Origin of the sequence: Marivirga sericea (assembly GCF_900177665.1) — a bacterium.
Lineage (GTDB): Bacteria > Bacteroidota > Bacteroidia > Cytophagales > Cyclobacteriaceae > Marivirga > Marivirga sericea.
On record NZ_FXAW01000001.1, the window covers coordinates 742,730 to 768,146 of the forward strand.

The following is a 25,417-nucleotide window of genomic DNA, read 5'->3' on the forward strand; positions in this document are numbered from 1 at the left end:
TCGCTCTGTGCTTCTGACTTGATGATTTAATGAAAAAGAGACAAATTGCATCTCTATGATCGAGGTTGAGCGAGAGATACTATCCATTTCAGGAGCACTGAGTATAAAGAAGACAGAATCAGTCCAAATGCTTTGGAGCGATTATGGTGAAATCAAACGATATTTCCTTGAAGAAGGGAAGTACTCCAGTCTAATCGTTAAGCACATTCAGCTACCTGATTCCAGCCAGCATCCGAAAGGGTGGAATACGGACTTATCTCATCAGCGAAAGCTAAAGTCTTATCAGGTCGAACGCGAATGGTATCAAGAATTCGCACATAAGACTGACACTGACTGTAGAGTACCTAAGAGCTTTCATGCTGTGGAAGCTGGTAATGAACTCTTGCTCATCATGGAGGATCTAGATGCTAGTGGCTTTCCAATTCGCTTACATCATAATGACGTTAGCTTGAGCCATACTAAAAGCTGTGTAAAATGGCTGGCTCATTTTCATGCTAAATTTATGAACACATCGGCAGAAGGCTTATGGCCTATCGGAACCTATTGGCATCTGCAGACACGGCCCGATGAATGGGAACGAATGCAAAACACTCCCTTGAAAAATGCTGCAAAAGCTATAGACGAACACCTTCAACAATCTAATTATCAAACGATTATACATGGAGATGCCAAACTGGCTAATTTTTGCTTTAGTGAAAATGGAGATGTCGCTGCAGTTGATTTTCAATATGTAGGCAAAGGCTGTGGCATGAAAGATGTTGCTTATTTTATCAGCAGTTGTTTTGAAGCGGACGAATGCCAACAATACGAAGAAGAACTACTCGATCATTACTTTAAGCATCTCAAAATCGCCTTAGGTCAAAGCACTGTATTTCAAAGTATTAAAGAGGAATGGACCAAACTATATCCTTATGCTTGGGCCGATCTGTACCGCTTTCTGGATGGATGGAGCCCTGGGCACTGGAAGATGCATGGTTATAGTGAACAACTCACAACGAAGGTTCTGAAAGAATTAGATAGCAAATGATACTGAGCACTCAAGACTTAAACACACTTTGCAGTACCGCAGAAACTGCTGCCAGAAAAGCAGGAGATTATATACAATCACGCTTTGATCAGCATTTTGACAAGACCAACAAAGAAGGTGGCGATTCATTGGCCTCGCAGGTAGTTACGGAAGTTGATTTAAAAGCACAGGAAATTATACTTGAGCATTTGCATGAAAGCATCCAGAAATATGATCTGGGATTGTTAACAGAAGAAGCAGCAGATGATTCTTCCAGGCTTGAAAAAGACTATTTTTGGTGTGTAGATCCGATGGACGGGACCTTAGCATTTACAGAAAGCAGGAGCGGTTACTCGGTTTCCATAGCCCTTATATCAAAGGCAGGGGACCCTATTATTGGAGCAGTCTGTATACCTGATAAGATGGAAGTATACAGTTCGATACTGGGTAAAGGTCTGCAATTAAATGGTGAAAAATTCAAGCATCCTACTACAAACGATCAGAAGCTTCATTTCTATAGAGATAACAGCATGGAAAAAGAAAGTTATTATGATCCAGTAGTAAGAGAATTAAGGAATTGGGTATCAAACAGGAGCTTGGAGTTGGAGGTGCATGTGGGTTACGGTGCAGTAAGAAATGCTATAGCAGTAATACATTCCTCTAAAAGCTGTTATTTTAAATTTCCTAAGAAACGTAAAGGAGGAGGTAGCATATGGGATTTTGCAGCGACCAGGCTTTTTTTCGAAGAACTGGGTTTGCCTTGTTCAGATAGTTTTGGTGAAAAATTAGAGCTCAACAATCCGAATACCACTTTTATGAATGATGTAGGAGTCCTGTATACGAATGAAGAAAAGTTATCGAATTATATTTTGAATTTGGCAAGATCATTGGCGAGTGAATAGAAGCTCATATTCCAATTAGTAATGCCCTTAAAAATTTTTCGAAACCTCATAATTCTACTTTTAGTCGACTTAATTTAACTAATTCGTACTTCCTAACTTCTTTTTAAGAATAATTTTAGCTATCTTAATTTTTAACCTTAAAAGCATTCCTACTCAAAATCTCCACATGCCAAAATTAAATTTAAGTAATTACGATACCACTCATTTTCTTGATGAAATGTTAGATGAGAACGGCCAGATTAGGTCTTCCTACACACTTTTTCGAGACCGAATTGAAAAAATGGGTTGGAAAAAACTTAACTTCCTGCAGAAATCAACTGATCGAGCACAGCTTTCACTCGGAATGACCTTTAACGTCTATAGCGACAATCAGGGTACAGAACGTATACTACACTTAGACATTATTCCAAGGATAATAGATGGGGTGGAATGGGACAAACTGGAAAGAGGACTAAAGCAGAGAATAACTGCACTCAATATGTTTGTAGCGGATATTTATGGCGAACAGAAAGTACTAAAAGATAAGATTGTACCAAAAGAGCTTATTTTTTCAAGTGCCACATATCTGAAAGAGTGCATAGGACTAAAGCCGCCTAAAGGCGTATGGTGTCATATTTCAGGATCAGACTTGATCAAAGGAGATGATAATCAGTTTTATGTACTTGAGGATAATTTACGATGTCCGTCTGGGGTTTCTTATATGTTGGAAAATAGAGAGATCTTAAAGCGAACCTTTCCTGAAATATTCGAAAAGTTAAAAGTTCGACCAGTCAATAATTACGCACATAATTTACGAGATATGCTGGAATCATTGTCTCCGCAGTCTGAAGCAACTATTGCTGTAATGACTCCAGGAGCTTATAATTCAGCCTATTTTGAGCATGCCTATTTAGCGCAACAAATTGGAGCCGAACTGGTAGAGGGAAGGGATTTGGTAGTTCAGGATGATTGTGTGTATATGATTACCACTAAAGGACTAAAAAGGGTTCATATTATCTATAGAAGGGTAGATGATGATTTCATTGACCCTTTAATCTTTAACCCCAACTCATTACTGGGAACTCCTGGTCTTTTCAATGCCTACAAAAAGGGAAATGTCGTTTTGGTGAATGCTCCTGGGACAGGAGTTGCTGATGATAAGGCAGTCTATGCGTACATTCCAAGAATCATAAAATATTATTTAGGAGAGGAGCCTATTCTGGAGAACGTCCAAACTTATATCTGCGATGAAGAAGCAGACCGAAAGTACGTACTTGAAAATATCGCCAATTTAGTGATAAAGCAAACCGATGCTTCTGGTGGTTATGGGATGTTAATCGGTCCTAAATCTACTTTAAAAGAACAAGAAGAGTTTAAAGCTAAGATCAAAGCTAACCCAAGAAATTATATTGCCCAGCCTATGATCAATCTATCTAGGGTGCCAACATTATCCGAAGACGAGATTCAGGGAAGACATGTAGATTTAAGGCCCTATATTCTATTTGGTGAAGATATAAAGATTACTCCTGGTGCATTAACCCGTGTAGCGCTTAAAAAAGGGTCCATCGTGGTAAATTCCTCTCAAGGCGGAGGAAGTAAAGATACCTGGGTGCTAGATTAAGTAATAGATAAAGTAGAACTTATAGCAATCTTAAAATCAGTCAGTTACCATTAAATTATAAAGAATGTTAAGTAGAGTAGCAGATCACATTTACTGGATGAACAGGTACATAGAAAGAGCTGAAAATTATGCTCGATTTATGGATGTCAATTTCAATTTATCATTAGATCTCCAACCTGATGAAGCAGCACAATGGAGGCCCTTGGTAGTGACAACAGGAGATTGGCCTCTATATCAAAGTCTTCATAAAACGGTAAGCAAAAGTAAGGTCATTCATTTTTTAGGATTTGACGAACGAAACCCAAATTCAGTGCATAATTGCATCGTCTATGCGAGAGAAAATGCGCGCTCAATCAGACCAGAAATAACTAAAGAGGTTTGGGAACAAATAAATTATCTCTACTATTTTGTCAAGGAAGGGACTAGTAAAAAGAAATGGGAAAATAAAGATCCAAGGAACTACTTTTTAGAGATTAAGAAAGGATGTCAAATGCTATATGGTATTCTAAATTCGACTATTTCGCGTTCAGAAGGCTGGCACTTTGGTAGAATTGGTCAGTTGATCGAACGTGCAGATAAAACATCTAGAGTATTGGATGTTAAATACCATATTTTACTTCCTGAATCAGTTAAAGTAGGGTCGCCTTTCGATCTTATTCAATGGTCAGCTTTACTAAAATCGGTAAGTGCTTACGATATGTACAGACGAAAATACGGAAAATTGACAGCCCAGGGAATTTGTGAATTTCTCATCTTTGATAAACACTTTCCTCGGTCCATATTAAGCTGTTTAACTGACGTTGATCGTTCTTTACGTTCCAATTCAAACAAGGACTCAATTTATAGGTCCACGGCCGAAAAACAGTTGGGATTACTCCGTTCTCAGCTAGAATACTCTGATATCAACGAAGTTTTTGAGACTGGTGTACATGAATTTTTGGATAATATTCAAGTGCGACTTAATGAGGTTTCTGAAAGTATTTTCCAAAATTATTTCTCAGTCGCAGATCATTATAAATCAGAAAATCCGCTGTTTTCGAATAACAATAAGCAGGTACAGTAAAGGATTTTTTCTTTTCTAAATCTAAAATTACCACTTTATGAGAATAAAAATAAGTCATCATACACGATACCGGTTTGACTCAGAGGTATTTTTAGAGCCACACTACCTGAGGTTTCATCCCAAAAAAACAGCGTATTCACAGACCGAAAGTTATGATCTTGTGGTAAGTCCAAAAATGGCTGGTGATAAAGAACTGCTGGATGCTGAAAACAATAGAATTAATTTCTGCTGGTTTGAAGGCTTAACGAACCAATTGACTATTCAGCTGGAGACAATCGTTGCTATCAAGGAATATAATCCCTTTAATTTTATAATTACGCCATTTGAATATAATCGAATCCCTTTTACCTATAATAACAATGACGCCATGCTGCTTCAGGCCAGTATGGCAAAGCAGCCATTGGGGGAAGAATTAATGAAGTATGCTCAGAATATACTTGAAGACGCTGATCATCAATCAATTCCATTTTTAACCAATTTAACAGATCAGATTCATAATGATTTTGATGTTGTGTATCGTGAGGAAGGAGCCCCAATGCCAGCAGAAGAATGCTTTTCCGGGAAAAGTGGTTCCTGCCGAGACCTTTCCTGGATGCAAATCAGTGTCTTGCGGCAGTTAGGAGTAGCTAGTCGATTTGTAAGCGGTTACTATTACTTTGAAATGGAAGAACCCAGCTATGAATTACATGCCTGGTTAGAAGTTTTTTTACCAGGAGCGGGCTGGGTAGGTTTAGATCCCAGCCACGGTATTTTGACAGGAAAAACACATATACCGGTTGCTGCAAGTGCATTTCCTGAAAACACTATGCCTGTCACAGGATCTATCAGAGGCTCAGCTAAAATGGAGTTAGAAACCTCACTGGTAATTAAGACATTATAAATTGTTTTTTGCTTATATTTGCCCTCTCTAAAAGCCTAATTCAGTAGCGTCCAGGAATGAAAATATTCGAATGCGGAAATTGCAAGTACGCTTTATTTTTTGAAAATAACTCTTGCGAAAATTGTGGTTATATCAGCGGTTACTATGATCAAAACCATCAAATGCTGACTTTTGATCCAAAGCAAAGGACTCTTTTTTCTGCTAAAAAACAATTATCATTTAAATTTTGTAAAAATAAACAGCACCAAACCTGTAATTGGCTTATCCCAATTGAAAGTACTGAAGAATTCTGTACAGCCTGTCAACTCAACAGAATCATCCCTGATTTGTCTGATGCTAAAAATGTTGAAAATTGGCGACATTTAGAAGTAGCAAAGCACCGGCTCATTTATCAATTACAAAAACTGCATCTACCATTAAAAAGTAAGCATAAAGATGAAAAAGGTCTGGGATTTGACTTTGTAGTTAGACAAAAACAAAGTCAGCTAATGACCGGCCATGCAAATGGTATAGTCACAATTTTGCTGCGCGAGGCAGATTCAGTTTTTAGGGAAAAAACCAGAAGAGAATTATCGGAGCCCTACAGGACATTAATCGGCCATTTTAGACATGAAGTTGGACACTATTTTTGGGATGTTTTAATTAGTACGAACAATAAAAACTTGAACGACTTCAGGAAGCTGTTTGGCGATGAGCGTCAAAACTACGGCCTGAGTTTACAGCAATATTACAAGGGAGAAGGAAAAATAGATTGGCAGGATTCATACATTAGCAAATATGCCAGTTCACATCCTTGGGAAGACTGGGCAGAAACATGGGCTCACTATCTTCATATAATGGATATGGTGGAAACAGCCTATTATTTTGGAATTAAAACCGAACCAAAGTCGACTAATGATAAAATGGAGCTCAATGCACCTCTTGATCCTTACAAAGCACCTCTCTTTGATTCGGTCTTAAAAAACTTTATTCCGCTGACTTTTGCAGTAAATAGTATCAACCGTTCAATGGGTGTGCCTGATGTATATCCCTTTGTCGTTTCTTCTGCGGTGGTCAGCAAAATGAAATTCATTCATCAGGTTTTGACTGGAATGAAAAAGAGAGACGAGTATGACAGCTAGTAAAATAAACCCCTTATTTGTTACTTTAAATAATTAGAACCTTTGTGTCCTATTTTTTTACGAGAAGGCATAATTAGTGCATTAATCATCTGCAACAGACCATTACAAGGCTTAAAAGCATTTTGAAGAGATTGTAGATGATTAAGTGTAAAATGCTAGTGCTGACAAGCTAATAGAACTTGTAGCTATTTTAATTCTTCATCTATAAAAATTACTCAATATTCATCGCTATTTTTGCAGATTCAAAATTAGTATATGACAGAAATTACCGAAGAAGGCAAAAACACTGCTTTCAGCGAAGAACAGATTGAACAATGCATCTCCATCTTGGAAGCATTGAATAAGGATACCAATCAGATTTTTGATATCCCTAAAGAAAAAAGAAAAGCCCTCATCATGGCGGCTGGCTTATTTTCAAGGCCAAGCAGAGAAGAATTTCGTAGACGGAGGAAGGATGCAAAAAAAGCTGAAAAGAGAATAATTAAGGAAAAAGATAAAGAAGCAAGAAATAAGACGGGCATTAGAAGTGCAAGAGAGGCTTTAGTGTTTGAAGCTCCTAAAATGATCTCCTTAACGGGCAGTATTCCCAAATCCGATGTGAAATTAGAAAAACCACGTGAATGCTATGTCTGCAAAGAACAATACGATACGCTCCACCATTTTTACGACACTATGTGTCCTACATGTGGCGATTTTAATTATGCGAAGCGTTTCCAAACAGCTGATTTAACTGGCCAAGTGGCACTCATCACGGGTTCTCGCCTGAAGATCGGCTATCATATTACACTGATGATGTTAAGAGCCGGAGCCACTGTAATCGCAACGACACGTTTTCCTGTAGATTCGGCTCTTCGTTTTGCAAAAGAAGATGATTATCACAAATGGAAAAATCGTCTGAAAATTCACGGCTTGGATTTAAGGCATATTCCTAGTGTAGAGATTTTCTGTAATTTTATAGAACAGCGATACGAACGATTAGATGTATTGATTAATAATGCTGCGCAGACGGTAAGACGTCCATCCGGGTTTTATAAGCATTTAATACCCAATGAGGAAAAGCCATTTTCAGAACTTCCTTCTTATGCACAGGAACTACTATCAGATCATGATTCTTGCGTGAGAGAGCTGCGTGAGCTAAGTGAAGGTGTAGCGGATGGTCAAAAAAATCTTCCAGTAAGCTGGCACGGGAAAATGCTAGGAGTGGGGCTGAGCTCTTCCGCCAAGCTATCTCAAATCCCGTATAGCATTGATAATTCTTTAAGCGCTGAAGAGGTATTCCCGGAAGGAAAATTAGATGCAGATTTACAACAAGTAGATTTACGGAAAACAAACAGCTGGCGACTAAAACTAGGCGAGATCAACACCATTGAAATGGTGGAAGTACAGTTGGTGAATTCTGTTGCGCCTTTTGTGCTTTGTAATCGCTTAGCGGCTCTTATGAAGAAGGATGATACAGGAAAGAAGCATATCATTAATGTATCGGCTATGGAGGGAAAATTCCATCGCTATCATAAGGAAGATCGTCATCCACATACCAATATGGCAAAAGCAGCTTTAAATATGATGACGCATACTGCCGCATCAGATTTTGCTAAATATGGCATTTATATGAATGCTGTTGACACTGGTTGGGTAACTGATGAAGATCCGGCTGAATTAGCTAAAAAGAAAGAAAAGGAACACGACTTTCAACCGCCTTTAGATATAGTGGATGGTGCTGCAAGAGTAATGGATCCTTTATTGGATGGCATTAATACTGGGAAACACTGGTGTGGAAAGTTTTTGAAGGATTATAGACCGATTGATTGGTAAGCCAGCCCCAGCCCCCTAACCCCCAAAGTGGAAACTATCATGGATTATACTTAGTAGAATGACAAAATAGTTATGTCTCTTTTTTTTACATTGATGAGGGTATAAATATCTTTAAAGAGCACAAAATTTCAAATTAAAATGAAAAAGAAAATCAGTGCGTCTTCCCCGCCAACTGGCGGGGTTCGGGGGCTCTTTATTGACGGAAGCGTTAACAACCAACTGAAAGTGGGCTACGGTGCCTTTTTGCTAGTTAATAAAAGTGAAATGGATCATACTGATCTGCACCAAAAAATACAGATCAAGCAGTTTGAAAATACCTCTTCAACCAAATTAGAATTACAGACATTGATTTGGGCGCTAGGGAAACTTGAAAGTATCCCTGAAAAGCTAATCGTTTATACAGATTCTCAAAATATCATAAGTTTGAAGGATAGGCGTAAGGGAATGGAAGAGAAGAATTTTTATTCTGCGAAAGGAAGGCTATTGAATCATCATGAGTTATATCGTGAAGTATTTTTATTAACTGATCAGCTCAACTGCGAATTTGTCAAAGTGAAGGGTCATCAAGCTGGTCTCACAAAAAACGAGACTGAGAAAATCTTCACGCTAGTTGACCGAGCAGCAAGAAAAGCATCTAGGAGTTTAAATTAGGGCAATAGGAGGTTTTCAGATTGGAATAGGCATAAAAAAAGCTCCAATCATGGAGCTTTTACTAATTGGTTAATGAATTTAATTATTTCTTAGCAGGAGGCATAATTACCGCATCAATAACATGTACTACACCATTTGAAGCTGCCACATCTGCAGATACAACATTGGCTCCATTTACTTTAGCACCATCAGCTGTCGTAATAGTTACTTCAGCGCCATTAACAGTTTTAGCTTTCATGCCGTCAGAAAGGTCTGTTGACATTACTTTTCCTGCCACTACGTGATAGGTTAAAATAGCAGCTAATTTCTCTTTATTTTCAGGCTTCAATAGATCATCTAGTGTGCCTGCCGGCAAAGCTGCGAATGCTTCGTTGGTAGGTGCGAAAACAGTAAAAGGACCTTCTCCTTGTAATGTCTCTACCAATCCGCCAGCTTTAACTGCGGATACTAATGTTGATAGGGATTCTGTTTCCATTGCCAAGGCTACGATATCTTTAGCAGACTCATCTTCTTCAACGATTTCTTCAACAGCTGAAGATTCTTCAGTTACAGCTTCTTCCATTGAATTCTCTTCTGACTGATCAGATTTTGATTCTCCACCGCCACAGGCTAGGAACGTAAATATTAATCCTAAAGCGAATACGTAATTTAATTTTTTCATAGTGATATGATTTAGTGAGTCCTTATAACTCTGTTTAAATCAATTTGTTTGAAAAATAAAAAAGCTGATTTTCTCGCGGCCTACGCTTACTGTAACTGAAATATGAAAGCAAATTCAATTTGCTTTTTATTTGCACAACTTGCTAGAAAACATGATTATCAAATGATGTGATGGCTTTTGAGCAAAGCTTTCAATTTATCTAAGTCCACAGGCTTATCGATAAATCCTATCACATTTGGGTATTCGGCTAGTTTAGATTGATCCACCTTTTCAGATGAAATCATGATCGTCTTAGGTTGTTGCTTCATCAAATCCAATACATCAAAACCACTTAATCCATCAATATATTGATCTAGAAAGATCAAATCGGGCTCATTTCTATGGATATCTAGTAAACCGCCAAGCGTGTCCACTCTGGAACTTATATGATCAAAATCGGGGAATAAATCTGCTAGATTCGTTTTCAACCATAGACTGAATACATGGTCATCATCTATAATTAAGTATTTAATTTTGGTCATATAATTGTATTAATTTAAATAAGCGCTTTATAGGATCAAAAGTACAAAAAAATTATTCAACTGATAGACTCTTTTCTAAAGCCGTTTAGGAAGTGAAGTACAAGAAGTGGGATTTGAGCTTCAACTTATTCATTCCGTAAAAATATAAAATCTCCACCTTCGTCACCTGATTGATAAATGGCTCCATATTGAGGCACTTGACCGTTTTTACTATTATTTATAACCGCAATTTTAAACGAGTTAAAAAGTTCTTCAGCAGAAAGCAGAACGTTTTCGTTTTCAATCAGTCGCTGGGCAAGGTACTTTAAAAATACGCTTTCATCTGGAACGGTTTTTAATGTACCACTTGTAATGGCCTTTCTGCTTGTCAGTTTATACATTTCTAAAATGGCTCTTCCATTAGCAAGATTCAAATCTCTTTCTTTAAAGATTCCCCCACTGAAGCATGCGTCTGTAATAAGCAAGGTATGTTTTGTGTTGATTCCTCCAATGTAATCTCGGATCGTGCTGTTAGAAATCCACTGTGCTTTATTTTTAGATGAGGCATTAGAAGGTAGCCAAAAACCTTGATTCAGTTTCTCATCCCAAATCCCATGACCTGCATAGAAAATCAGCAGCTGATCTTTCTCTGTTATTTTATGACTTAATTGATCTAATGTTTCGATGATTTGGGAGCGAGTCGGATTTTTAAGAAAACTGATGTTTTCCTTTTCAAACGCATAATAAGTATTAAGTACTTCTCCTATACGCTCAGCGTCACTAACAGGGTGATTTAAATCTGTGATTTCCTGATCTTGATAATCTTCTATACCAATCAGTAAAGCATAGTATCTACGTTTTTTTAATTCGCTCACCACATATTCGGAGTACTCATCAGATGTAATCACATTTTGTGTCTGACTATCTGGTTTTGGAGGACTTTTGCTACTTTGCTTGACCAAATGAATCTTTCCTGAGAGGCTAGGCGGACAAGTACTTAGCTCCCAATTCCCAGTCCATTTTCCTGATAAGCGCTCCACATCACCGTTCTTTTCATAAACTAATTCATGAATAGAAAGACAGGCACCAGGATAGGAATATTCAAAATCTGTACTCCTGAACATTAGTTCTTTATCCGAAATCGTGCCTGATAAATTAGCTTTAGCTGAATCAGAACTCTTATATTTTTTGATTTTCAAATATCCAATAAGCGATGACTCCTTCTGCTCAAAGTAAAACGTGCTTGTTAAAGAAGAAGAGAATGGAACTTCTACTTTTCCGTACCAAAAACCCGATATATCAATATCCTGAGCATTAAGAACAGAAAGAGATATAAAGCAGAAGGTAAAAACGAGACGTTTCATTATTTAAATATAGCAAAAATATTATACCAACTGTCTCTTATTGAGTGTTCTAGCCTTACAAATATCAGGAATTTGATTTATCCTGAACTAGTTCGAATTAACCATGTCTAGAAATAAAGAAGGATTAATCTCTGGAATCACCTTCAAAGCATTTTCATAATAAACTTTCTTCAAAACAGAATCGGGGAGACCCAAGCCATACATTTTCCAATGGGCATGGCGTTTTCTTCAGTTGTTTGAATGCTCTTCATGGGTGCCCTTGAATTTCCTCATATGACAGTAACTTATCATAATCCTTACCCTTAACCTCAATTTTAGTGCTGTATATTCCAATTTTCATGGGTCATGTGATGGTGTTCTAAAAACAGGTATTCAACCATTTAAATCAATATTTCATAAGATTATGTCTACTTCAAAACTACTTCAAAAAATGTCTTTGTACTCCTTTTGTCTACATGCAATACTCTAAAATATTTTGATTAGCTAATAAATTTGTTGCAGACAAAAAATAAAAGAAAATCTAAAATGAAAACATTAAAAAAGAAATCAATTCAATTACTATTTGCTTCCATATGTTTAGTCGCTTGGAGTTGTTCAGAAACAGAAGAGCCTTCACCAACAGAAGATGTCGCAGAGATCAAACTTGTTGATAAAGGAGCATTAGGAGAAATCATTACAGATACTAATGGACTGTCTCTTTATATCTTTACTAAGGATGTTGATGGCACAAGTGCTTGCACTGATGACTGTTTAAGCGCATGGCCTGTATTTTATATGAAAGATATTGCCACAAGTACTGGTTTAGATGCATCTGATTTTGCAAACATCACCAGAGCTGATGGATCAAAGCAAACCACTTACAAAGGTTGGCCATTATACTATTTTGCTTCTGATGAAGTCGAGGAAGATGTAAAAGGGGATGGAGTAGGTTCCGTATGGTATGCTGCTAAATCTAACTATAGCGTATCAATTGGACAACAAACTGTTGAAGGTTCTGAGTTGAATTATTTAGTGGATGCAACAGGTAATTCCTTATACTATTTCGCTAATGATGAAGAAAATGTAAGCAATTGTGCAGATGGTTGTATAGCCGCATGGCCCGTTTTCGAAGTGGAAGGTGCTTTAGTTATACCTTCTGCATTTTCATCAAATCAGTTTGGCACAATCACTCGCATAGATGGTAAGGTACAAATCACTTACGGAGGAAAACCTTTATACTACTTTGCACAGGATACGAAAAGAGGTGAAATAAAAGGTCATACGGTGCTTAATTGGAGTTTATCCACTGTCCAACTTTAGTATTTACTTATCACTATCTAATCTTGAACAGATGTTAAAAACAATAAAGATATTTCAGTTATTGCTAGGGTTTTTATGCCTATTGTCGTTTGGATGTACATATGAAGTATTGCCTGAAGATAATGCTTGTTTAGAGGTTCCGAAACTTATTTTGGTTTCTACCGAAGATTCAAATTGTGGAGATGATTCCGGTGAAATAATAGTAGAAGTGGAAGGGCTAGAAGGAACTCCTTTTAAGTTTTCAATCGATGGAGAAAGTGAAAACGCAACAGGTAGATTTGAAAATTTACCCGCATCGACTTACCTAATTACTGTTGAAACCATTGAAGGCTGCACCAATACTCTTGATGTAGAAATCAAGAATCAATCAGGATTAAATATTTCTGTTGAAGCTTCAAATTCAGATTGCGGTAGCAATTCTGGAGGAATTGTGATTATACCGGAAGGCGGAGAACCTCCTTATAGCTTCAGTTTAAATAATACAGATTTCCAATCAGAGGCCTCTTTTGAAAATTTAGCAGCTGGTGAATATACTATTTTTGCTCGGGATGCAAGTGCATGTAATGTTTCACAAGATGTTGAAATTGAAGCAAGTGTAAGCTTATCTTCTGTTGAAGCAATCATTCAAGCAAACTGTGTTACCTCAAGCTGCCATGGAGGCAATGTAAATCCTGATTTTAGACAAGCGGCTAATATTACAGGAAATGCTGGGCGCATTAAATCTCGTACTGGAGGGAAAACTATGCCTCCTTCATCAAGCGGAAAAAGCTTGACTGATCAAGAAATAGAGTTGATAGCTTGTTGGGTAGATAGTGGTGCAAATCAATAAATTTAAATCAAATAAATCAATTATTAGCAGATTCTCTTGTCCACTAATTATAAGGATTTTTATGAGTTTATTCATTTAGTAAGGATCTGCTAATGATTTTTCACCTCATAAATAAAACAATATGAAAAATTTACTAATTCCAATGCTTTTATTAATTCTGTCGCAACAAGGACATGCGCAGGACAAATACTTCACGAAAACCGGTTATGCTAAATTTTATTCTGAGGCCCCTTTAGAAAATATAGAAGCTATCAATAATAAGGTTCAGAGCATCATAGACATGAAAAGGAGCGAAGTGGTCATAAATTTACCAATTACCGCATTTCAGTTTGAGAACTCTCTGATGCAAGAGCATTTTAATGAAAATTACATGGAATCTGAGAAGTTTCCTTTAGCCAAGTTTCAAGGCTATTTCGTTAATGGAGCACCCATAGATATGACTGTTGATGGTAGCTACGAGGTGCAAGTAAAAGGCAAAATGACAATTCATGGAGTGACAAAACCTCTTAATATTGGAGGGGTAATTAAGGTGACAGATAATAATGTATTGGCCACCACCAAATTTATGATCAGGGTAGCAGATTATGATATTGATATACCCACTATAGTTTTCCGAAATATAGCAGAAGAGGTAGAAGTCACTATTGAACTACAATATATGCCTTTAAAAAGTTAAGTAAGAATTTATCAGAATAGACAGCTATTATGTAAGGTTAGAGGTGGGCTAGCAAGTGTTAGCTCCCTTTTTATCCTAGCTTAAAGTCATTACATATTATCAATTTTTCAACAATACAAATCATGAAATATATATTCATCATCAGTATATTTTGTCTTTCACTTGCAGTAAAAGCTCAAGAGAATGATTTAATGGCACTTCTTAATGACCAAACGGAAGAGCCTATTATATATGCCGAGGCAACTTTCAAAGGGAGCCGTTTGATAAACGGCCATACAGTGCAAACAAGAAAAGCAAAGGCTTTTGAATTTCTGATTTCGCATAGATTTGGCCGCTTGAACTCCGGTGCGTACGAACTATTCGGTATAGATGGTGCCAATATCAGATTGGGCTTTGAATATGGCTTGAGCGATAGAATCACGATTGGACTGGGAAGAAATTCCTTTGAAAAAACTTTTGATAGTTTTATGAAAGTTAAGCTGTTGAAGCAAAGTAAAGGTAGAAAAGTAATGCCTTTTTCGGCTGTTTTTTTGACGAGTGCTGCATTAAAGACTTTGAAAGGGCAAGAAGGTTTTACAACTACTGTCTCTAAGCTTACCTATACGCATCAATTGCTCATAGCCAGAAAGTTCAATAATAGCTTTTCTTTTCAAGTTATGCCCACAATTATTCACAGGAATATGATTCTTGTTGAGCAAGAAAATAGCGATGTGTTTGCATTAGGAGTTGGAGGAAGATTTAAACTGACACAGAGAGTGTCTCTGAATGCAGAATATTATCAACGCTTTGATGTGCCAGAAGCTGATTTAAACTACAACTCTCTTGCTGTGGGAGTAGATATCGAAACTGGTGGTCATGTATTTCAGCTTCATTTAACTAACAGCAGAGCCATGATTGAAAAGGGCTTTATAACAGAGACTTCAGGTGATTTCTTTAACGGAGATATTCACTTTGGATTTAACGTGTCCCGAGTATTCTAATGATTTAAAGATACGGAAGCAAAAACAATAAACTTATTTAACTAGTGAATTTGCAGGATAGATTAAAAGCATATGAATTTACTTTTAGTTAGTGTGCTTTAGATAACACTATAAATAATCACTCTTGAAATTGGTGGGAAATAAGTACCATACGAAGCAAAAAAACAATTGATATGTCAATCCTATATTATCTTCAGAGAAAATGGAAGCTTGAAAATTTAATGCAAGTGTTTGCTATCCTGTGTGTTTTTACACTTACGGGCACTACAGTTCTTTTATTAAGACCACTATTTTTTGACTTAATTGGCATCGGTTCGGATACTAAGACCTACGTTAAAGTGGCCTCCTATATCGTTTTGATATTACCAATGTATCAGTTATTACTTCTTGGCTACGGATGGGTTTTTGGTCAGTATAAATTCTTCTTGTCCAAAATAAAAAGAGTAACACAAAGGGCTTCGATTATTTTCAGGAAATAACCTTACAAACAATGAAAGCAAGAACTCAATACACAAAAAGTGGACGAATCAATATAGCTTACCAAGTCTTTGGTTCAGGTCTAATTGATCTTGTATATATTCCTGGATGGGTTTCCAATATTGACATGATGTGGGCATGCCCTGAATTAGTTCATTTTCTTGAGGAATTAGGGAAGGTGGCTAGAGTTATATTATTTGATAAAAGAGGTACAGGACTTTCAGATCGAATAGTGGAATTATCTACATTAGAAGAGCGAATGGATGATATTCGGGCCGTGATGGATGCCGTTGGCTCTGAAAAAGCAGCTTTATTCGGGCACTCTGAGGGAGGTTCGGTATCGGCCTTGTTCGCTGCTACTTATCCTAACAGAACTGTTAGCTTAATGACCTTCGGTGTTTTTGCAAAGCGTAGATACTCTGATGATTATCCATGGGCTCCAACTGATTACGAAAGACAGGAAGTTTTTGACATGATTGAAACTTCTTGGGGTAGTGGAGACATGAATTTGCAGACGCTAGCACCGTCCAAAGCAAATGATCCTGTTTTTATGGACTGGTTAGCTAATTATTTTAGGTCCGGAGCTAGTCCAAGTGCAGCTATGGTATTGACTAAAATGAACACAGAAGTTGATATTATTAATATTTTGAATACTATTAAAGTACCTACTTTATTAATGCAACGGACTGAGGATATCGATGTAAAGATCGAAGAGGGCCGTTTTATTGCTGAGCGAATTGAGGGAGCAAAATTTGTTGAATTTGAGGGGGAAGACCATTTATTTTGGGCTGGAAATACGAAAGAGATTTTGGCAGAGATGAAAGCTTTTATGCTGCAAGTAGAACCTCAAAGAGATTATGAAAAACAACTCTATACAATAGTTTCTGCTCGAATTCTTTCTCAACAGGCACCAAATTCTAAATGTAAAGAGCAAGTAAAGGATTTAGTTTTACAATACAGAGGCAAAATTATTGAGCATAAAGAGGGCACTCTCATTGCAATTTTCGAAGGTCCCAGCAAAGCAGTTCATTGTTGCATGGATATTTCAGCCACCATGCAAAAATGTGATACCGAATTATCTCTAGGAGTGCACATTAGAGAAAGTACCATTGCAGAGATAGGTTTCATTAGTGAAGAAACAGACAGATTCATTGAGTCTATCCTTAATCTTGGTCTGCCAAATCAAATACTACTGACTCAAACGGTTAAGTATTTACTCTCAGGTGCAGGCATAAATTTTTCTCAATATAAATCAGTTGTAGATCAAGAAACTGGAGCTTCGCATTTGCTTTATATCGTAAGTGATCAGACAGTGCATGATGACAACCCTACTCAGATTGATTACAGAAATAAGCTACCTCAGAGTCATTCATTTTTAGAAAATGTTTTGCAAATCATAGAGAAAAATATGAGTGTGGAAGAGTTTGGTGTAGATATGTTATGCAAAGAAGTTGGTGTCAGTGAACGTCAATTGCAGCGTAAATTAAAAGCCATCACTAATAAGTCACCTAATCAATTGATTTCATCAGTTAGGTTGCATAAGGCGAAAGAGTTACTTATCAGCCATGGTGAGAATGTTTCAGAGGTAGCTTATCTAATGGGCTATACAAGCCCTTCTTATTTTTCTAAAAGATTTAAAAGGGAATTTGGGATAAGTCCTTCTGTTTTACAATAATAGTTGATTTAATATTTCTCTTACTTTATTGTCGGTTTTGTTACATTAATACTTTTATGCAAGCAAATTGCACCTATTCTCTGTCGGATATGTGCGATCTTTTGGCGGATTTGTGCTATTCAAAATACTCAAGCAGACCGTACCTTTACATCTAAATAATTTTATTGATTCATGTTAAAGTGCAAAAAGTATCCAACTGAACCCTTTGATTAAGTTTTGCTACTCTTTTTCTGATTCAAAAGAAATGTAGCTAGCAATTAAATAATTGTAATACCTTACTATGAAAAATCTAATTCTTCTCCTACTATTTAAAGTGATTATTTTTCAATCTGCCTTTAGCCAGGAAGATCCCAGACCATTTATCACCACATGGAACATACCTTCAGAAGGTTCATTTAATATTCCTTTGTCTACTAGTCAAATTTATGACTTTGAGTTTTTTGTAATTCAGGAATCAGATACGCTTTTCTCTGGTGTGCATACTAGTGCTGATGGAGATTTTAGTTTCGGAAGTATAGAACCAGATACTGTGGCATTGCATATCTATGGTGCCTTTCCGCATTTTACCGGATATTCGAAGAGTCTTTTGCTTGATGTACTCCAATGGGGAGATATTGTATGGGAGAGCATGTTTCAAACTTTCAATGATTGGAGAGGTACAGGTTTTAGTGCTACAGATGCGCCTGATTTGAGTCAGGTAACTGATATGGCACAGATGTTTTTTAGAGCTACTTCTTTCAATGATGACCTTAGTGATTGGGATGTAAGCAATGTCGAAGCCATGAATGTTATGTTCCGGCAAGCAACAGTTTTCAATCAAGACCTGAGCGCTTGGGATCTTCGTAACGTTACCACCACGGCTATCATGTTTGAGAATGCAGATGCATTTAATCAAGACCTGAGCACTTGGAACGTGAGCAACGTAAATAATATGACCAGGATGTTCGATGGGGCGGATAGCTTCAATGGCGACATCAGTACTTGGGATGTAAGCAATGTAACCAACATGGAGCGAATGTTTCAAAGAGCTACTTCATTCAACACAGACATCAGTGATTGGCAGGTGGGTAATGTGACCAATATGAGAGACATGTTGAACGGTGCATTGGTATTTAATCAAGACATTTCTTCCTGGGATGTTTCGAGAGTTACGAACATGAATGAGATGTTGAGGCGCACAGCGTTTAATCAGGATATCAGCAGTTGGGATGTATCTAGAGTGACGGATATGAGAAACATGTTTCAGGATACCAATCTCTCTTCTGAAAGTTATGATCAAATACTCATTGGTTGGTCTGCACTACCCAATCTGAGAAGTAACGTCCCACTAGGAGCACCAGGAGTGGAAGCGTGTGAAGGAGAAGTAGCGCGGTTCTTTCTTCGGGACCAATTCGGCTGGAACATTACCGATGGAGGAACGTGCGATCAGGCTGAAAACATACTTTCATTTGAAATAGCGAATGATCAGATAGGAGAAGAGGTAATCGACTATGTAAGCCATTCCATCACCTTGAGAGTTTTTCCTGAAACTGACCTGACTACTCTTACACCGCAAATTGCCTTATCAGAAGGAGCGACCAGCGAACCAGCTGATGAAGCAGCTCAGGATTTTACAAATCCTGTCATATATGCAGTGACGGCAGAAGATGGCGAGACTGCTCAAAACTGGACGATAACTGTAGAAGCATCAGAGCAACTACCTTTTATCACTTCCTGGTCTACCGTAGCAGGTGAAAGCATCACCATTGAATTGAATGGCAGCTTTGCTTACAATTTTGACTATACCTGGAAGGATTCCGGTGGAAATGAACTAACCTCAGGAAGGCACACCTCAGCAGATGGTGATTTTGTCACTGACTTTACAGCAACAGAAGAGGCCACCCTTGAAATCACAGGTAACTTTCCTCATTTAGAGAACTACTCAAAAAGCCAGCTGCTGGATGTCCAGCAATGGGGAGAAATTGAGTGGGCCAGTATGGCTTCTACCTTTCAAAATTGGCCCGGCACTGGTTTTAGTGCCACTGATGATCCTGATTTGAGCAATGTGACCAACATGTCGCTAATGTTTCGTGGTGCCGCCAACTTCGATGACGATATAAACGATTGGCAAGTAGGTAAGGTGACCAACATGAGTGACCTTTTTTTAGATGCAGTTAATTTCAACTCAAACATCAGTGACTGGGACGTGAGTTCGGTAACGAATATGAGTAGAATGTTTTTCAGAAGTGACGCCTTCAATCAAGATCTTAGTGAATGGGGTGTCAGTCAGGTCAGAAATATGAGAGAAATGTTTTCAGGAGCAGAAAGTTTCACCTCAGACCTTAGCGGCTGGAATGTGAATGTAGTAACGAGTCTTGAAGGACTATTTCGTGGTGCAAGCAACTTCAATTCTGACTTAAATGATTGGGACGTAAGCCAAGTAACCAACATGGCCGGTGTATTCCAAGATGCTCAATCTTTTAATGGAAATATTGGCACATGGAATGTAGAGAACGTGACCGACATGGAATCCATGTTCGATAATGCAGATGCATTTAATCAGGATTTGAACGAATGGAATGTGGGCAATGTAAGAGATATGTCATTTATGTTTCGTAATAGTAGTGGTTTTAATGGAAACATCAGCACCTGGAATGTTGAAAACGTAAACACCATGTTCCGAATGTTTCAGAATGCCTCAGCCTTTAATCAAGACTTAACTAATTGGAATCCAGCGAGCCTGAATACAATGTTCCGAATGTTTGATAATGCAAACAGCTTTAACGGTGATATTAGTACCTGGAATGTTGAAAGCGTGACGAATATGGCTCAAGCGTTTGTGAATGCTGACTCGTTTAATCAAGACCTGAGCGGTTGGGATGTGAGTAGCGTGACAACTATGACAAATACGTTTAATGGAACTTCGCTTACACCACAGAATTACGATCAAATATTGATAGCCTGGACTGCCTTGGAAGGCTTGCAGCCAAATGTATCTTTGGGCGCATCCGGCATCACGTTTTGTAAAAGTGCAGCTGCAAGAGCCATTCTTACTGACCCTGAGGGCTTAAACTGGGAGATTGAAGATGATGGTCAGTTTTGTCTGGACGAAACAGTCATAACATTCTTCGATTCTAACCTAGAAAATGGCTTAGGAATAATCAAAGGTGTAGAAGGTGTAATTAGCCTAGCTGTAACAGAAAGCACAGATGTGAGTTCAATAGCATCGACTATCAAATTATCTCCTGGAGCCACAATTTCACCTGAAAGGGGTGTACCAGTAGATCTGAATAATGTAGTATATACTGTAACAGCGGAAGATGGTATCACCACCCAAGACTATGCTATTGAAGTTACGGGGCCACGGTTTATTACTACATGGGTAGTAGAAGGTGATGAAGGGATAAAATTTGAAGGAAGTGAAGAAGGGTTTGATTATGATTTCGATTATATCATTGTAGATGCCAACAACACCGATGTTACCAGTGGCTCTGCTAGTTCATTTGATGACATATTCCCTTTGGAAGCAGGCGAATACCACATTGAGATAACGGGTGAATTTCCACATTTCGCAGGGTATCCTGTAGATCAATTATTGGATGTGTTACAATGGGGTGATATCGAATGGAAAAGCATGAAATTCAGTTTTCAGGGTTGGGAAGGGACTACGTTTTCAGCAACAGATGCTCCAGACCTATCCTTGGTTACCGATATGACCGGAATGTTTGAGAACGCATTCAATTTTAATGGTAATCTGAGCAACTGGGATTTTAGCGCTATAGAAGATATGAATTTAATGTTTTATAACGCTATTGAATTTAATGGAAATTTAAGTGAGTGGAATGTTAGTAGTGTGACTAATATGCAAGAGATGTTTGCTACGGATACAGGTGAACCAATGGCCTTTAATTCTAACATTAGCTCATGGGATGTAGGTAAAGTAGCGAATATGGCCTTTATGTTTAATGAAGCGTCATTATTTAATAGAGATCTTAGCAGCTGGGATGTGAGCAGCCTCGAAGCAGGTGCTGGCACGGGTGCAGACGGCATATTTAATGGTGCTGGTTTATCTCCACAGAATTATGATAAAACATTGATTGGCTGGGCAGCACAGGAAGTAAAAGACAATGTTACTTTAGGTGCAGATGGCATAACCTTTTGCAAAGGATCAAAAGCCAGACAATCATTAATTGATGACCATAATTGGATTATTGATGATGCTGGGAGTTTTTGCTCTTCTGAAACGGATATTCTAAGTTTTACAATAGAAGGACAGTTTGGGGGCACTAGTATTGATGAAGTAAATCATACAATATCATTATCAATGCCGTTTGCTACAGATCTAAGCGCTTTAGTTCCAGACTTTGAGCTATCAGTTGGAGCCCTTGCCAGTCCTGCATCCAGCGAAATAGTTGATTTTTCAGGATCAGTAATTTATACAATTACAGCAGAAGATGGTATCACAACTCAAAATTGGGAAGTTAGTGTGACTGAAGCACGAAACACAGCTACCGATATAGAAACAGTTTTTGTTAATACAGAAAATGAAGATATAACAATCGATGCTGCAAATCCTACGGTAAATATCCGCTTTGCCTTTGGAACCGATATAACAGCTGTTCCAGTAGCCTTCGCTTATTCAGAAGGAGCCACGAGTAACATAGGTGAAAGCGGAACATTTGATCTTACAAATCCTTTAGTCATTACAGTTACCGCCCAAGATGGCATCACTACTCAAGAATGGACCATTAGAGCAGCATTTGCATCAAACAAAGACACTGATATAGAAGCAGCTGTTGTCAATGTAGAAAACGAGGAAGTAACGATCAATGATGAAAATCATACAGTCAATATCCTCTTTGCCTTTGGTACCGATATTACAGCTATTCCAATAGAATTCAGTAATTCAGAAGGAGCCACGAGTAACATAGGTGAAAGCGGAACATTTGATCTTACAAATCCATTATTCATTACAATTACCGCACAAGATGGTATCACTACTCAAGAGTGGATTATTTCAGCTGAGATTGCATTGAATACGGCAACTGATATTGTAGGAGTGACCATTGATTCAGAAACAGAGCAAATTGTAATTGATACTGAAAACCGTACCGTGAAAGTGCTCTTCACAAATGATAGTGATCTTTCAGCTGTTACTATGAATTTCAGTTATTCGGAGGGCGCTAACAGCAATGTTGGAGAGGGAGGGATTTTCGACCTAACCGTCCCATTGACTATCTCTGTTACTGCTCAAGATGGTAGCACCACTGAATTATGGACCTTAACTGCAACGAAGAAAGAAGAGGTTTTAGGAATCAATGAAAAACGGCAGGAAGTAAAGTTTTACCCTAATCCAGTTCTAGATATTCTGTACGTCCAAAGTTCAGTAGCTTCTACGATCTATTTAATAGATCTAGACGGTCGAAGAGTCACTACTCAGAAAAAAGGTAATCAAATATGGCTTGATGTAAGTGATATAGAACCAGGAGTATATTTTCTCATAGTTGAATTAAACCAAAACAAGACTTTACAACGGATTATAAAAAAGTAGTCTATTGGAGTTATAGCGGAAGTGCTCTGACTATAAGTATACTCGCAAATCCAGTTTTAGACTCCTACAAAAAGCTGATCTAAATTTGTCTTGTAAAATATCAAAACTGCTTTAAAGTATTGCAGTGAAGTAAAACAATTAAAGAGTATTAACAAACAGCTTTTGGAGATGACTTTGCTAAAGAATAAAGCCTAAATAAAAATCAAATGGAAACTTTATTATTATCATTAATATCAGCACCTCTAATATTTATTATGATAGGGGTGATAGCATTACTAAATAGAAAGAAATCAGGAGAAGCATGATAGCCGCCTTAAATATAAAACCAACAGGACTAACGGTATTTTTCTCCTTTTAAATAAAAAATAGCATATGAAAAATCCATTTTCAAAGGAAATAGAAAACAAGTATAAAACTGAGTTGAAAAAGTATTCTACAAATGAATTGCTTAGAGAGCTTATAAAAAGAGAAGAATTCCCTACAAATAGAAAAACTCCTGAAGATGCAGTGAAAATAAATATTATAAAAGCTTGCTGGAAGCAACTTTCACCTGAAGATCTGTACTATGCTTTGGACAAAATTTAGAAGTGCAGATGTATAAATTTCAAACTTGAGCTTTATTTAAACTTATTATGCCTACTTTTAATAAGCATGACTTATATAATTGTGACCAAATTGAGATATCTCTTCGCACTCTTAATCTTAATTGCTTCTCATTTTTCGAGGGCAGCCCAAATAACGGATAGCTTAAATCATGCGTTAAAAAGCTATACTTCAAAAGATTCAGTTCGCGTTGATATGCTGAATGAACTGAGCTATTCTTATTGGATAATGGATCCCGCCAAGGCAGAGATTTTAAGCAAAGAAGCACTTGAAATTGCTACAAATCAATCGTATCTGAAAGGAATGGCGATGGCCAATAGATCAATAGGAGTTGCCAGCTGGGCGCAAGGTAATTATGAGGAGGGCTTAAATGTATTGCTGACTGCCCTGTCGCAATATCAGTTATTAAAAGACACTCTTAATATAGCCAATGTAAAGTTAAATACCGGACTCATTTATAGTGAGCAGAATAGCTTTGCAGAGGCGCTATTATACTACCAAGATGCCCTGAAAACCTTTAGGTATCTTAATAAACCTGAAAGAAGCGTTAACACCCTTAATCATATCGGAGTGCTATATCAAAGACAAGGGAATACTGAGTTAGCAAAGTCTACTTACAATGAAGCTTTAGAAGTCAGCAGACTACAAAATTACGCTTACGGAAAATCAACGGCTCTGTCGAACCTATCTAATCTTTTTCAGCGGTCAGGGAAGCTTGATAGTGCCATAGTTTATGCAAGAGAGGCATTACAGATCCAAGAAGAATCTAATGATTTAAACGGTGAGGCTTTTAGTTTATATAATTTAGGAATCATTTATCAAAAGTTGGAGAACTACGAACTTACGCATGAATATTTACAACGAGCACTGAAAGAAGCTGAAGTAATAAGTTCCAAAAAGCTAAAAAGGGACTGCTATTGGCAGCTGAAGCAAACGGCTAAAATGAGAGGGAATTATCAAGAGGCGTTGCAATACGCTGAACAATACAATATTGTCAATGATTCGCTTTTTAATGCAGAGAAATTAAGAGAGTTTGTAAGGTTGGAAAACCGATTTTCATTAGAAAAGAATGCTCAGGAGCTTAAATTGAAAGATCAAGAAGTCGATATTTTGCAGAAAGCAGCCGTAATCGATCGATTATGGAGGAATTCAGCCATTTTGGTTATTGTAGCAATATTGCTGATCTCCTATTTCATTTACAGCAGACAAAGAATAAACTTGAAACGAAAACAAGAGTTATTTTCTAAAAATGAAGAAATTTACCGAACTAATGCAGCATTAACCGAGGCAGAACTTGAAAATGCGAGATGGAAAGAAATTGAACTCAATCAAAAAATAGAATTCAAAAACAAAGAGCTAACGAGTTATGCACTAAATTTTGTGCAAAAGAATGAGGTACTTGAGGAAATTAAGTCTTCCATTGGCGAATTGAAGAAGTCACCAAATGGAGTGACAGCAAAAGAACTAAATTCGCTCAACAAACTGGTTAGTAGTAGCATGCACATCGATAAAGATTGGCAAGATTTCAAACGTCAATTTGAGGAAGTGCACACGAACTTTTTCACTAATCTAAAGACACAATTTCCTACACTTAGTAGCAATGAACTTAAATTATGTGCGCTCCTCAAGTTAAATATGAATCTGAAAGAAGCATCCACAGTCATGGGGATTTCTCCCGAAAGCGTAAAAACGGCTCGTTACCGATTAAGAAAAAAATTGGGTTTAGGTAGATCAGACAATTTAGTAGAACATATTATTTCGCTGGAGATAAAAATGAATGAATAGGGC

At 37.5% G+C, this 25,417-nt stretch carries 20 protein-coding genes; 17 read left to right on the forward strand and 3 right to left on the reverse strand.

Annotated features, from left to right (window positions below):
• Window positions 1–55 precede the first annotated feature (55 nt).
• The 8 genes from B9Y84_RS02900 to B9Y84_RS02935 all read left to right on the forward strand — a co-directional run bounded on the left by B9Y84_RS02900 (window position 56) and on the right by B9Y84_RS02935 (window position 9,035).
• The gene (locus tag B9Y84_RS02900; RefSeq protein ID WP_085515590.1) at window positions 56–1,027 is read left to right on the forward strand and encodes a phosphotransferase; all 972 of its coding nucleotides are present in this window, start codon (window positions 56–58) and stop codon (window positions 1,025–1,027) included.
• On the forward strand, window positions 1,024–1,908 hold the full coding sequence (locus B9Y84_RS02905; protein ID WP_139827927.1) for a 3'(2'),5'-bisphosphate nucleotidase CysQ family protein: 885 nt from the start codon (window positions 1,024–1,026) through the stop codon (window positions 1,906–1,908). The genes B9Y84_RS02900 and B9Y84_RS02905 overlap by 4 nt, the downstream gene beginning before the upstream one ends.
• A 166-nt stretch (window positions 1,909–2,074) precedes the next feature.
• The gene (locus B9Y84_RS02910) at window positions 2,075–3,508 is read left to right on the forward strand and encodes a circularly permuted type 2 ATP-grasp protein (RefSeq protein ID WP_085515591.1); all 1,434 of its coding nucleotides are present in this window, start codon (window positions 2,075–2,077) and stop codon (window positions 3,506–3,508) included.
• A 64-nt stretch (window positions 3,509–3,572) separates the two neighbouring features.
• The gene (locus B9Y84_RS02915; RefSeq protein WP_085515592.1) at window positions 3,573–4,571 is read left to right on the forward strand and encodes an alpha-E domain-containing protein; all 999 of its coding nucleotides are present in this window, start codon (window positions 3,573–3,575) and stop codon (window positions 4,569–4,571) included.
• 37 nt (window positions 4,572–4,608) lie between these two features.
• The gene (locus B9Y84_RS02920) at window positions 4,609–5,451 is read left to right on the forward strand and encodes a transglutaminase family protein (protein ID WP_085515593.1); all 843 of its coding nucleotides are present in this window, start codon (window positions 4,609–4,611) and stop codon (window positions 5,449–5,451) included.
• A 56-nt stretch (window positions 5,452–5,507) separates the two neighbouring features.
• A complete protein-coding gene (locus tag B9Y84_RS02925; RefSeq protein WP_085515594.1) occupies window positions 5,508–6,572 on the forward strand; it encodes a zinc-binding metallopeptidase family protein in 1,065 nt (354 codons plus the stop codon).
• 255 nt (window positions 6,573–6,827) lie between these two features.
• The gene (locus B9Y84_RS02930; protein ID WP_085515595.1) at window positions 6,828–8,384 is read left to right on the forward strand and encodes an SDR family NAD(P)-dependent oxidoreductase; all 1,557 of its coding nucleotides are present in this window, start codon (window positions 6,828–6,830) and stop codon (window positions 8,382–8,384) included.
• A gap of 138 nt (window positions 8,385–8,522) precedes the next feature.
• On the forward strand, window positions 8,523–9,035 hold the full coding sequence (locus tag B9Y84_RS02935; RefSeq protein ID WP_085515596.1) for a ribonuclease HI: 513 nt from the start codon (window positions 8,523–8,525) through the stop codon (window positions 9,033–9,035).
• An 82-nt stretch (window positions 9,036–9,117) separates the two neighbouring features.
• Here B9Y84_RS02935 and B9Y84_RS02940 read toward each other — a convergent pair whose 3' ends face one another.
• From B9Y84_RS02940 to B9Y84_RS02950, 3 genes are all read right to left on the reverse strand, one after another.
• Window positions 9,118–9,696, reverse strand: coding sequence for a fasciclin domain-containing protein (locus B9Y84_RS02940; RefSeq protein ID WP_176223688.1), 579 nt, complete (start codon window positions 9,694–9,696; stop codon window positions 9,118–9,120).
• A gap of 158 nt (window positions 9,697–9,854) precedes the next feature.
• Window positions 9,855–10,217 (reverse strand): response regulator, encoded by a 363-nt coding sequence (locus B9Y84_RS02945; protein ID WP_085515597.1) that lies wholly within the window; start codon window positions 10,215–10,217, stop codon window positions 9,855–9,857.
• A 125-nt stretch (window positions 10,218–10,342) separates the two neighbouring features.
• Window positions 10,343–11,560 carry a caspase family protein gene (locus B9Y84_RS02950; RefSeq protein WP_085515598.1) on the reverse strand — a complete coding sequence of 406 codons (1,218 nt, stop codon included), beginning with the start codon at window positions 11,558–11,560 and terminating at the stop codon, window positions 10,343–10,345.
• Between the two features lie 525 nt (window positions 11,561–12,085).
• Between B9Y84_RS02950 and B9Y84_RS02955 the strand changes: the two genes are divergently transcribed.
• The 9 genes from B9Y84_RS02955 to B9Y84_RS02995 all read left to right on the forward strand — a co-directional run bounded on the left by B9Y84_RS02955 (window position 12,086) and on the right by B9Y84_RS02995 (window position 25,414).
• On the forward strand, window positions 12,086–12,859 hold the full coding sequence (locus B9Y84_RS02955) for a hypothetical protein (protein WP_085515599.1): 774 nt from the start codon (window positions 12,086–12,088) through the stop codon (window positions 12,857–12,859).
• Between the two features lie 31 nt (window positions 12,860–12,890).
• Window positions 12,891–13,688, forward strand: coding sequence for a c-type cytochrome (locus B9Y84_RS02960; RefSeq protein WP_139827928.1), 798 nt, complete (start codon window positions 12,891–12,893; stop codon window positions 13,686–13,688).
• Window positions 13,689–13,809: 121 nt separating this feature from the next.
• Complete coding sequence (locus B9Y84_RS02965; protein ID WP_085515601.1) at window positions 13,810–14,364, forward strand: YceI family protein; 555 nt, start codon at window positions 13,810–13,812, stop codon at window positions 14,362–14,364.
• Window positions 14,365–14,486: 122 nt separating this feature from the next.
• On the forward strand, window positions 14,487–15,344 hold the full coding sequence (locus tag B9Y84_RS02970; RefSeq protein WP_085515602.1) for a DUF5777 family beta-barrel protein: 858 nt from the start codon (window positions 14,487–14,489) through the stop codon (window positions 15,342–15,344).
• Between the two features lie 173 nt (window positions 15,345–15,517).
• The gene (locus B9Y84_RS02975; RefSeq protein WP_085515603.1) at window positions 15,518–15,823 is read left to right on the forward strand and encodes a DUF6787 family protein; all 306 of its coding nucleotides are present in this window, start codon (window positions 15,518–15,520) and stop codon (window positions 15,821–15,823) included.
• Window positions 15,824–15,834: 11 nt separating this feature from the next.
• The gene (locus tag B9Y84_RS02980) at window positions 15,835–17,496 is read left to right on the forward strand and encodes an alpha/beta fold hydrolase (protein ID WP_085515604.1); all 1,662 of its coding nucleotides are present in this window, start codon (window positions 15,835–15,837) and stop codon (window positions 17,494–17,496) included.
• Window positions 17,497–17,776: 280 nt separating this feature from the next.
• On the forward strand, window positions 17,777–23,026 hold the full coding sequence (locus tag B9Y84_RS02985; RefSeq protein ID WP_085515605.1) for a BspA family leucine-rich repeat surface protein: 5,250 nt from the start codon (window positions 17,777–17,779) through the stop codon (window positions 23,024–23,026).
• A gap of 372 nt (window positions 23,027–23,398) precedes the next feature.
• Window positions 23,399–23,611: a hypothetical protein gene (locus B9Y84_RS02990; RefSeq protein ID WP_085515606.1), complete on the forward strand. Its 213-nt coding sequence runs from the start codon at window positions 23,399–23,401 to the stop codon at window positions 23,609–23,611.
• 66 nt (window positions 23,612–23,677) lie between these two features.
• The gene (locus B9Y84_RS02995; RefSeq protein ID WP_085515607.1) at window positions 23,678–25,414 is read left to right on the forward strand and encodes a tetratricopeptide repeat protein; all 1,737 of its coding nucleotides are present in this window, start codon (window positions 23,678–23,680) and stop codon (window positions 25,412–25,414) included.
• The last annotated feature ends 3 nt before the right edge of the window (window positions 25,415–25,417 follow it).

Coding starts and splice junctions, on each gene's coding strand:
- B9Y84_RS02900 (WP_085515590.1), top strand. CDS start 56: ATGATCGAGGTTGAGCGAGAGATACTATCCATTTCAGGAGCACTGAGT.
- B9Y84_RS02905 (WP_139827927.1), top strand. CDS start 1,024: ATGATACTGAGCACTCAAGACTTAAACACACTTTGCAGTACCGCAGAA.
- B9Y84_RS02910 (WP_085515591.1), top strand. CDS start 2,075: ATGCCAAAATTAAATTTAAGTAATTACGATACCACTCATTTTCTTGAT.
- B9Y84_RS02915 (WP_085515592.1), top strand. CDS start 3,573: ATGTTAAGTAGAGTAGCAGATCACATTTACTGGATGAACAGGTACATA.
- B9Y84_RS02920 (WP_085515593.1), top strand. CDS start 4,609: ATGAGAATAAAAATAAGTCATCATACACGATACCGGTTTGACTCAGAG.
- B9Y84_RS02925 (WP_085515594.1), top strand. CDS start 5,508: ATGAAAATATTCGAATGCGGAAATTGCAAGTACGCTTTATTTTTTGAA.
- B9Y84_RS02930 (WP_085515595.1), top strand. CDS start 6,828: ATGACAGAAATTACCGAAGAAGGCAAAAACACTGCTTTCAGCGAAGAA.
- B9Y84_RS02935 (WP_085515596.1), top strand. CDS start 8,523: ATGAAAAAGAAAATCAGTGCGTCTTCCCCGCCAACTGGCGGGGTTCGG.
- B9Y84_RS02940 (WP_176223688.1), bottom strand. CDS start 9,696: ATGAAAAAATTAAATTACGTATTCGCTTTAGGATTAATATTTACGTTC.
- B9Y84_RS02945 (WP_085515597.1), bottom strand. CDS start 10,217: ATGACCAAAATTAAATACTTAATTATAGATGATGACCATGTATTCAGT.
- B9Y84_RS02950 (WP_085515598.1), bottom strand. CDS start 11,560: ATGAAACGTCTCGTTTTTACCTTCTGCTTTATATCTCTTTCTGTTCTT.
- B9Y84_RS02955 (WP_085515599.1), top strand. CDS start 12,086: ATGAAAACATTAAAAAAGAAATCAATTCAATTACTATTTGCTTCCATA.
- B9Y84_RS02960 (WP_139827928.1), top strand. CDS start 12,891: ATGTTAAAAACAATAAAGATATTTCAGTTATTGCTAGGGTTTTTATGC.
- B9Y84_RS02965 (WP_085515601.1), top strand. CDS start 13,810: ATGAAAAATTTACTAATTCCAATGCTTTTATTAATTCTGTCGCAACAA.
- B9Y84_RS02970 (WP_085515602.1), top strand. CDS start 14,487: ATGAAATATATATTCATCATCAGTATATTTTGTCTTTCACTTGCAGTA.
- B9Y84_RS02975 (WP_085515603.1), top strand. CDS start 15,518: ATGTCAATCCTATATTATCTTCAGAGAAAATGGAAGCTTGAAAATTTA.
- B9Y84_RS02980 (WP_085515604.1), top strand. CDS start 15,835: ATGAAAGCAAGAACTCAATACACAAAAAGTGGACGAATCAATATAGCT.
- B9Y84_RS02985 (WP_085515605.1), top strand. CDS start 17,777: ATGAAAAATCTAATTCTTCTCCTACTATTTAAAGTGATTATTTTTCAA.
- B9Y84_RS02990 (WP_085515606.1), top strand. CDS start 23,399: ATGAAAAATCCATTTTCAAAGGAAATAGAAAACAAGTATAAAACTGAG.
- B9Y84_RS02995 (WP_085515607.1), top strand. CDS start 23,678: ATGACTTATATAATTGTGACCAAATTGAGATATCTCTTCGCACTCTTA.